We start from the raw sequence: 10,709 nt of genomic DNA, 5'->3' as shown, positions 1-10,709 counted from the left end.
AACCTTGGCCTTTGGCCACGCTACGCGAACAACCTTCAACCTGCTAACCTTCAACCTGCCAACCTTGGCCTTTGGCCACGCTACGCGAACAACCTTCAACCTGCTAACCTTCAACTTTTCCCTTGCTAAACCAACGAATAAATAATTTTTCCAGCTCAACCCAAACAAATAGTGACGTACTAAAGCCAAGACAGACAGCGAATTCCATCATAGTCAGAGGTTCAGTGCCAAAGAAGTCTTGCAAAAAGGGTACATAAACCAGTAGCAGCTGTAAGAGAGTAGTTACAGTAACTGCCAATAGCAAATAAGGGTTAGAGAATGGGTTTAATTCCAGAGTCATGCGTTTGTTGGAGCGGACTGCCAGGGCGTGACCCATTTGAGCAATACATAGGGTAGTAAATACCATTGTCTTCCAGTGAGGGAAGTATCCGTAGGCAATTGCCATTAAGGTAATGTTGAAAATGGCAAAGACAATACCAATGCGCACCATATAAGACCCCAACCCTCTGGCAAAAATACTTTCCCGAGGACTAAAAGGCGATCGCTTCATCACATCGGGTTCTGCTGGTTCCACAGCTAGGGCAAGAGCGGGTAAACCATCAGTGACTAGGTTCATCCAGAGAATTTGTAAGGGAGTGAGGGGAACATCTGGTAGTCCCATGATCGGGGCTGCGGCAATAGTTAATACCTCACCGATGTTACTGCCCAGGATGTATCTAATAAAGCGACGAATATTGTCATATACTGTCCGACCTTCTTCTGTGGCAGCAACAATGGTGGCAAAGTTGTCATCTAACAGCACCATATCGCTGGCTTCTTTACTGACATCGGTTCCGGTAATTCCCATAGCAATACCAATGTCAGCTTGCTTGAGAGCGGGTGCATCATTCACTCCATCTCCCGTCATCGCAACAAATTTACCCCGACCCTGGAGTGCCTGAACGATTCTGAGTTTGTGTTCAGGAGCAACACGAGCATAAATGCTGACTTGGTCTACCTGTTCCTCTAGATCGAGCTGGGAGAGCTTTTGTAACTCCTGACCAGTCAGTACCTGATCACCGTGATTAGCAATTCCCAAATCCTGGGCAATCGCTCTAGCGGTAAGTTTGTGGTCTCCAGTAATCATAATCGGACGAATTCCAGCATTCCGGCACAGCTGAACTGCTTCTCGTACCTCTGGGCGTGGAGCATCCAACATTCCCACTAACCCCAACCATACCAACCCTTGCTCTAAGGTTTCATGGTCTGCTTCTGGAGCTGATAAGCTCTCTAGGGATTTATAGGCAAAACCTAGCACTCGCAAACCAGCCCCTGCCATCTGGTTATTCTGTTCCAAAATCTGTTGCCGCTGCTCTTCTGTCAAGGGTTGACACCCTAGAGTTCCTCCTGCTAGGTCATGATTATGTACTGATGAAGTACAATGCTCTAACACCAATTCTGGAGACCCTTTGGTCAACATCATGTAACCGGTCAGTTGTTGGTTCTCGGTTGTTCCCGTAGCGTGGCCTATTGGCAAAGGTTGTGCGCCTTCGGCCTTCGAGTAAGGTAGCTGAGCAGGTAAGTTAGCAGGTTGAGAGTTATCTGGAGAACTATCCCACTGACAAATCACACTCATACGCTTGCGCTCAGAGGAGAAGGGAATTTCATCGACACGAGAATACTGTTGATTCAGGGGTTCCTTATCCACACCGCCTTTACCAGCCAGAGCAATTAATGCTCCTTCTGTGGGGTCTCCTAAAATCTTCCACTCCCCCTGTTCATACTGCAAGATGGCATCATTACACAGAGCACAAGCTAGAAGTAGGGGTTCGAGTTCAGGATACTGTTCTGTAGTAATGGCCTGATTGTCTAGGAGAAATTCCCCTACAGGTTCATAACCATTTCCAGTCACCTGAATACTAGTATTGAGGGTATCCACCCGTTGCACAACCATTTTGTTTTGGGTCAGGGTACCAGTTTTATCAGAACAAATGGTAGTCACACTTCCTAAGGTTTCCACAGCTGGTAGTTTGCGGATTAGAGCATGACGGCGTACCATTCTCTGGGTTCCTAGGGCTAAGGTTACAGTCACCACCGCTGGCAAGCCTTCTGGAACTACAGCCACTGCCATACTTAAAGAAACTTCTACCAGTTGTTGGAACACACTCAAGTCCCAACCGCTTACGCCCAAGCCAATGATAATTACTAGTGCTACTAGCAACAGCGAACCGGTTACCAAAACTGTTCCTAGCTGAGACATACGCTGTTGCAGAGGTGTCGGTTCACTTTCCACCCCTTGTAGCATCTGGGCAATTTTCCCCAGTTCCGTATTCATCCCAGTACCAGTAACTAGGACTTTACCTCTGCCTTGGACAACTTCAGTTCCCTGAAAAACTAAATTAATGCGATCGCCTATGGGAGTATCTTCCGATAGCTCCACCTCTACGGTTTTATTGACAGCATTAGCTTCCCCAGTCAGTGCAGATTCTCTGACTTGCAAATTCGATGCCTCGATCAGCCTACCATCTGCTCCAACTTGTACCCCAGCTTCCAGCAACATGATGTCCCCTGGCACAAGCTGTGGACTGTCTATCTCTAAGGTACGACCATCCCGCAGCACTCGTACCTTAGGGGATGCCATATTTTTCAGGGCTGCTAGGGCTTTTTCAGCACGGCTTTCCTGGAGATACCCGAGGATGCCATTGAGAATCACGATTGAGAGGATAGCAATCGTATCTTTGAAGGGGAATTCACTCGCCTTTTCTGAGGCTTGTTGCAGATTGATCAGATCTAAAATCCCGGAAACTATGGCTACTGCAATCAGCATCAGCAGCATGATGTCCTTGAATTGATCAAGGAACATTGCCCAGGAACTGCGCTTTGCTTTTTCCTCTAGTTCATTTAAGCCATAGTATTCCAACCTCTGTGATACCTGTTGAGAGGTCAAACCGACTTGAGGGTCACAGCCGGATTCTGCTAAAGAATTTTCGACAGATTGGGTGTACCACGCTTTTAACGGGTCAGGCAATAAATTAGAATGGGTCAATGGATTCACCGGGAATGTTTGCTTTTAGATGATATTCATTCGATCATAAAAATTTCCTAGGGAGTTTGGAAACCAACACTATAATCGAATCTAGCCCAACAAAATACCACCAGATGCAGCAAGTGAAGATCTGTTGTTCAAAGTCTGTATTCTAAAGATAGGCAGTTGGCGCTAATCCTAGTAATTTAGTTTGTATTTGATCAGGTTTTATTTACTGTTGAAGCTCAACGGTTGACCATTAACGGTAATCGTCAGAGTTAAAATAATTTAATATTGATAGCGAACATTGAAGTAGAAGCCCTCATCCTGGGCATTGTTACTGCGATCATCCAAATCAACCAGAGGAATGCCATAGTCAAGTCGCAGATTGAGCCCTTTCACTGGCTCCACAATTAGCCCTAAGCCAATACCGGCTAAAAAGCGTTGTGACGGTAACGTATTAGGATTGTCAGGGTTATTCCAGACATAACCCATGTCGAAAAACGGAATTAGTTGTAATGCCGGGTCATCGTCTACGTCTCGATGTAAAGTGATACGGTCTTCAACAGAGAATCTTACTCCATTGTCCCCTGCTCTGATATTTTGACGGTAGCCCCTCAGGGATTGACCACCCCCAAGCAAAAATTGTTGGGGAGGCAATAGGCTATTGGGGGTAAGCTGAACTTCGGTTCCCATAATTAAGAAATTATCCTCTGAGAGAATCTGCAACCGCTGTACTTGCCCTACCCAGCGAAAAAAGCGCCCATCAGGTATAGGATCGGGGTTGATAGTGGCATCAAACCAGCCAGTTCCGAGACTCAAAAGCGATCGCAAAAACCAAGTTCCCTCCAAATCCCGACGTAGATACTCTTGTTCAAACTTAATCACGCTCAGGGTAGTCGAGCCATCTTGATCTGGACCAAAGCCAAACCCAAGAGGCTCATCACCCAAAAAAGTCTGACCATCTCTGTAGCTGAATCCTAGAGACAGAGCAAATTCTTCCCGAGGTGTGCGGTACAACGGCTGACGAAATCGAAGTTCATATAGCTCAGATTCTCCTTCAATATTCAAAACATTGAATGGTGCTTGAGTCACCCGATTACGGTCGATCACTGTTCGCAGTTCTAAAGTACCATTTCGGGGATTGAGAGGAAAGCGATAGCCAAAATCAAAAATATTAGACCCGCCAGTGGTCGAACGGCGATAAGTGAAAGAAATTTCATCCCCATTGCCAGTTAGGTTGAGATGCCGAAGATTAAAGCTCATTCGTTCAGAACCAATACTAGGAGGTGAGTAGTTATCAACCCCTACACTGCCTTCAAACGGATTGGCTTCCACAACACGAACAATCAGAATGCTCTGTCCGACTTTTGTTCCTTTCCGCAGGCTGGCTTCTATACTTTCCAACTTTGGGTCAAGCCGTAACAATCGTAATTGGTTTTCTAATTCAGTAGTATTGAATGGTGTTCCAGTACCTAACTGGACACGGCTGCGGATATAGTTGGCATTGAGTCGGCGTGTTCCTTCAACTTCGATCTTTTCTATACCCCCTTCTAGAACACGAATTGTAACAATGCCCTTGTTAATGTCAATGGTTTGCTCGGCCAGAATTGCTCTAGTGTTAATATAGCCTTGCTTGAGGTAAAGCGTAGTAATAGCATCCGCGACTTCTCTTAGTTGATCAATCGTCAGGGAGCGTCCTTGATAAGGTTGTATGATCAGCTTAAACTGCTCTGGTGAAAAGATGGTGCTGCCAATGACTTCAATTTTATCTACTTGAATTGTTTGAGAGTCAAAAGCAGTTAGTCTAGCAGGTGTATTGGGTTTATTCTCTAGTAGAAATGGTTGTTGTGAATCTGATAATATAGGCGGGAATCGTTCACCTATCTGATTTTGATAATTTCCATCAACCAATTGTCCTGACTCCTGAGGGATTTTATTCTCCTGCTGCTTAACCAGAAGGCTACTTGTTCTTAGAGATCTATGATTGCTTGGCAAAGAGGTTAGGGTTACTGCTAGGGCATCATTACAACTGGTACAGGCAATTATTAAATACAACGGTGTAATTTTCTTTGATATAATTATTTTTAATAAATACTTTATAAGCACAATTTCAATTAACATCTGATGCCAAAGCAATCCGATCTTCGAGCGCATCGGGTTTTTTATTCTCCTTGGGTGGGGATATCTAGGGATTTTGGTTGACAACGAATGGTTCAAACGTAAACGCCACTAAAAAGCCTAACCCTGATTAGTTCAAAAATTCCAAAAAACTATCACCATCATCTCTCGCAGTTATAGCTTATATCAAATTGGTTTAATTACCCATAATCAAAATCTCTACCCTGTCTGACCCTGTGGTGGGTTTTCCGGTGTCAGTCTAGCCCGTGGGTATTCATACTGAGTTCCATTCAAAGATAGGGAGATACGGAGATAGGGAGATACGGAGATAGGGAGATACGGAGATAGGGAGATACGGAGATAGGGAGATGGGGAAATTGGCGGAAGAGAAAGTTGTACGTTTGACCGCAACTTGGTATCAAGCAGACTTGAGATGAGTTGTTATTCTCTTCAAACCACTTGCGATCATAACCAATTAATCACACTTGAGGTGCGACCCGTGGCGATTTTAATTCTTAATGGTAAGAGCGCACCTATTGACTCTTGGCAAAAAAATCCCCCGGCTAGTGTCGGGGGAACTCTTTAGAAGTATGAAGTTTTAATTCTCACGTCATTATAGGCAAATGCTAGTTCTTGAACTATATAGCAATAGTTAGTATCTAGCTATAGTGACAGAAACAAGCAATCAACATCACAATGATGGCAGCACTTGGTCGTGCAACGAGAGCCAAATAGTCTTGGCATACCGGAGAGGCAGCGCCGACCTGCGGGGGTTTCCCCCATGAGCGACTGCCGTGGTTTCTCCTAAGACCGCGCTGCATCAAGACAGGGGCTTTGCAGCTTGCGAAGAAACCGGGACTCTTTTGAGGTGTTTATTATAATTGTAATAGCAAAAATTATCGATGTAAAAGCTGATTTGGCTTACCCCACCCAACTTATAAAATATCAGTGAAAATTATGGGTGGGGACTGCAGTCAATGATTTTGTTCAATTGAACACCATATCAGTATGAGATGATGGCGTCTCGCGGATGAACTTCATATGAATTGAGCAAGTTTGCTTGCCATTCGCTGAGACTGCCATGATTGGGTAGTCAATCAGAGCATCCTGCAAAGACATCTGGAAACGGAAGGTACCGTCTGGGTTAATCTTGACCGGAAGTCCATCAATAGTAACGGAAGCATCAGGATCAGTGGTACCATGGATAACTAGATCCGCATCTGCCACTAACAACAATTCAGGAGTTGGAGCGGGGGGAGCAGAATCCCTCAAACCAGCTCCCGACATGTTTGCAGAAACCAACTTACCAATACCCGAAGGGAAAGCATTGGAAGTTATTCCTGACCTCGGAACTTGCTGCATAGAACTATAAAGAGAACCAGCTACTGCCTGAGATTCCCCAGATTGAGTTATGCCAAAGATTTCGCCATAGATAGGGGGATTAGGCATTTCCGAGCTACTCCCATTACCTGTTTGGCTAGGTGGCACAAGTTTTAGGACAGTCTTACCCTGTAAATTATCATTCCAGTTGACCGTGATGAATTGGTCTTCCATCCATTTAGAGGGATAGGCTGGGGGGGCATGGATAGGTTCTGAACGGGCCAGAACTAGCCATTGACTATCTTCACAACGATAACCAATCTCAACTACATAGTCGCGATCGCTAACTGGCATGGGTAGATACCATTCTCGCGCTAGCTCATCACAGGGATATTCTTGGATACTATGGGGACTTTGATCATCCAGTTTGATTGCAGTAACATCATAGAGCCTTAGAGCGAGTTGTTGACCTCCCTGAGAGCGCAGTTCTTTTTTATGTTCATTGGGAATATCCCAATAAGCATAAGACCAATGTGGATCACGAGGCATTAGGACAATCCGGCTTTCACCATAACCTTCTGGTAGCTCTGCTAATCCCTCATCAACAGAAACTAGACTATCACTAGTCGGCTCTTCTTGAGCTAATTCACACTGGCTTGATTCGTCCTTTGCTTGTGCCTCAATTATCGGCGATGGAGTGGTAGACCTTTTGTGACCTTCTATTGCTTGAATTTCCGCCAATAAGCGTGCTTTACGCATTCTGCTGTATCGAGATATACTATATTCACTTGCAACTCTACGTAATTGCCGTAAAGTCATTTCTTCTAGGGGAGTTCCTTCTTTTGCCATGATTTATTTTCTATAGGTTGTTAGGTTGGCTGATAGATTACTGATTTCCATCTTTAGGTGTGACCCGTGGCCGCGAGGGATTGCTCGCGGCCTAGGAGGCGCGCACAAAGAGCGAATTTAATTCTTCAAGGTGCAACCCCTGGCGAATTTAATTCTTAATGGTAAGAGCGCACCTAAGGGTCAAGCGCACCTAATTAAAAAAAGTTTTGGTTGCTCTCAAACTTACCTAAAGTCAGACCTGACTAAAGTTTTTCTCCTTCTTGATTCCCAGATTTTAAAGGCGCTACCCTAGGCCGCGAGGGATTGCTCGCGGCCTAGGAGGCGTGCGCCTTGAGGGAAATTATCCGTCTACTGCTTATTGGAACTTCAGTTATTTGTTATACCTAAAATAGGGTAAAGTCAGCCATCGATAATTTGGTTAAATACTAACAAAGCCACATTTTTATGGAATCCTCTGAGCAACTATATATAACAAGAAATTTTTTGGTCAGGTCAAGGGTGAAATCAGCCGATTTTCGGTAAATTCACGGGTTTGTCAGAAAACTGGGATTCAAAATGTCATGAAACTGTGACATCACTCCTCACAACTTAGGACTTCAGTCATCAATATTATCAACTTAGGCACCATAAATGATCTGTAGCTAAGAAGGATAAAACTCTGATCTACTTATCATTGAAATTCTTTATTAATCATTTATCTCTCAGCCTTGATGATAACCAACACTATATGACTACTTTCCTCAACGGTGAGCGAAGCGTGGCAAGCCAAAGCTAATAGCATCATCAATCATCCACAGGAATAATCATTAGTTTTTCCTTTTCTTTTCAACAGGAATTGACTGGTCAGATATGTTTTTAGCTATCTTACCATCCAACCTTTAATTAACCACTGACCCCCTTGGCGTACTAAGTCATACTTGACTCTTAAGTTGTCATTACTCGAAGCCGCCGGACTCAGCATACCATCTTGATATACCTTTGCTTGCTCCTTGACCGCAGCATCTATCACAGCTTGATTAGGATTCGATGTGTTAGTCTCCACTGAGTTAATTTTGACGCTGTGCTTGTAGATCCGGTAAGAGTTTTTGGTTTTAGCCGCTTTAGCACTTTTGAGCCAAACAGACAGAGCTGGCTCAGCTAAGATTTTATTAAGTTGCCCTACCTCATGTTTTGGTCCAAAGGCAACTTTCTTAGTGTTTAGCCAGGTTTCGATGACTTGCTGAGCCGTTTCTTGATTTAGAGGACCACTCGGAGCAATGAGCCCACTGCCGCTCGGAGGAATCGGGACTGGAGGTTGGTCAAGCTGCACAAAAAGTTGTTCTCCCTCTAAGGGTGGTTTTGAAAAACTTTTAAGAGCTTTATTGAGCAAAATCAGCATGATGCCCAGTCCTAGCAAACCTAAAAGACTCAGGAAAATCAGACGTCTTAGTTTAGTCCCTGGTTTGAATCGCTCTGGTGAATGTTCAAGACGATCAGGGGATGAATGATTTAGACTGCTCCGCTGACTTGAGGAGTCTTTGACCAAAGAAGCGCCTCTAGACCACCCACCTGAGGTGGTTGAATTTTGACTATCCAGGGTTTTGCCTGACTTGCCCCCACCCAGAAAGCTACCTAAGGACTGACGCCTACGACGCCGTCCATGACTCCGCAAGCCTGTTGTGTTTGACTCTAAGTCCTGAGAGGTTTGTGCTTCTGAGCCATTTGATGAGTGGGATATCCCTTGACCTGTAGGCAAGGTTGATACCCCATTAGTGGTATAGCGATCGCTATTGACCCCGTTTTGACTAACACCGTTTGCCAACGCCCCACTTGGCCACCTTGACCCCACCTTCACTGGTTCTTCCGTTGTCTGTGAGCCTTGGCCATTGCTTAGTCTATCTTGCTCCAGGATGCTTTTAGAAGAGCCTACTGTTGCATAGGTGGTTGTTTGGGAAGGTACAACCGTCCACTGATTGCTAGTTTCCTCAGATGAATCTGGTAAATTTTCTAGATAGGCTTGTACTTGATCATCAGCAAAGTATTCCTTCAAAGAGACCTTTTGATTCGCCAAATCCCGGAAGTGGGGAAATACAGATTCTTGTAGCCAACGCTCTCCGTACAGGCATAATCCTGGCAATAAGTCTGGGGAATTTTGAGAATGTTCCCGAATGAAAGCTAGAGGTTCGTATTCCTGGCTCAGTTCCAAGGCACGACTGGCTTCTTCCGTTTGGCCCAGAAGCAGAGCACAAACCCCTTGTTCTAGGTGAACATCCTGCCGCTTACCCAAACGCATCAGCATTTTCTTGGCACGAGCAATCAAAGCCGGTTGTCTGTGGGCAAATCCCCTTGCTAGTAAGGCGTAAACAGCTAGGTATGTAGCAACAGCTGAAGGGCGTCGTGCTTCAGCTTCAAATAATGTTTGCTGTTGGTTGGAGGTAAGATAGCCTCGCAACTGTTGGATAAAGCGGAGAAAGTCATCAATCCCTAAACCAGATTGGTCATTACCAGTGCCATCTATCCCTCGGCGCTCCTGTAACATTTCTTGCAGCAACCGCAAGCCTTTGCGCCGCTCAATGGCTTTGTCTTCTGGCAGGGCTAATAATTCTAAAATCCGATAAGGGCGAAGTTTATAGAGGTCTGCCTGGATTTCCCCTCGAACACTCGGAAATAAGCCTTCTTGTAGGAGTAATTGTTGTCCAGTTTCTAGGGACATAGCTGCGTTTTCATACTCCGCTTGCTGCCATTGCTCTCGACCTAGCTCTAAGCAGGCAATAGCTAAGGCCAAAACCACGTCAGGTCGAACAAGTTGGGAATCCCCCAATTTCCCCTGACTTAATCCAACGCTGTTACCTGTTTCCAGTAACGGTTGCGCCAGTTTTATAACCAGTTCGTATTCCCCAAGTTCTTGAAGAATCAGTAAGCTTCCGAGTAATTGGTCGTTATCAATTTCGATGGTGGGAGTGTGAGCTTCGACGGTTTCACCTGTTACTGTTTGATTAGTACCAGGAGCACCCGCCACTGATGGCTGTTGCTCTTGAAGTTGATAAGCTTTGGAAATTAAGGCAGCATCGTACTCCTCTCTTGTGTCAGGGTCACTCAAAACCCCGTAGGCTTTTTCAAGGAGTGTTTTACGAGAGGCTATTGCTGCTTCCGAATATTCTCGGCGCGGTAGTTGTAAGGTACGATCACGATAGGCTTGGCTGAGCTGTTGGGCTGTAGCCTGAATCGGCAATCCTAGTATGCGGTAGTAATCGAGCGGAATGCGCACGGTTCACTTCCCCAGCTTTTCGAGCAACTGAATGAGTTGATGATAGCCCATATCGTACTCCCTAAACTGGCTATAGCTATTTATCTGTCACTTTAAAAGACACAGTATCGCAGCTAACCGGTTTTGTCGAGTCCCTAAACACTATTAATTCTAGCAACTAGGGTGGAT

4 protein-coding genes are annotated in these 10,709 nt (G+C 45.1%); all 4 read right to left on the bottom strand.

What is annotated here, in order from left to right:
* Positions 1-103: 103 nt before the first annotated feature.
* Positions 104-3,034 (bottom strand): cation-translocating P-type ATPase, encoded by a 2,931-nt coding sequence (locus tag AC4II3_RS05475; protein WP_488007340.1) that lies wholly within the window; start codon positions 3,032-3,034, stop codon positions 104-106.
* Positions 3,035-3,292: 258 nt separating this feature from the next.
* On the bottom strand, positions 3,293-5,161 hold the full coding sequence (locus tag AC4II3_RS05470) for a ShlB/FhaC/HecB family hemolysin secretion/activation protein (protein WP_488007338.1): 1,869 nt from the start codon (positions 5,159-5,161) through the stop codon (positions 3,293-3,295).
* A gap of 951 nt (positions 5,162-6,112) precedes the next feature.
* On the bottom strand, positions 6,113-7,294 hold the full coding sequence (locus AC4II3_RS05465) for a DUF4912 domain-containing protein (protein ID WP_488007336.1): 1,182 nt from the start codon (positions 7,292-7,294) through the stop codon (positions 6,113-6,115).
* An 859-nt stretch (positions 7,295-8,153) separates the two neighbouring features.
* On the bottom strand, positions 8,154-10,541 hold the full coding sequence (locus AC4II3_RS05460) for an IMS domain-containing protein (RefSeq protein ID WP_488007334.1): 2,388 nt from the start codon (positions 10,539-10,541) through the stop codon (positions 8,154-8,156).
* Positions 10,542-10,709 lie beyond the last annotated feature (168 nt).

The sequence above is a fragment of the Moorena sp. genome (genome assembly GCF_982860115.1).
This window is presented reverse-complemented; position numbering and strand designations above follow the sequence as displayed.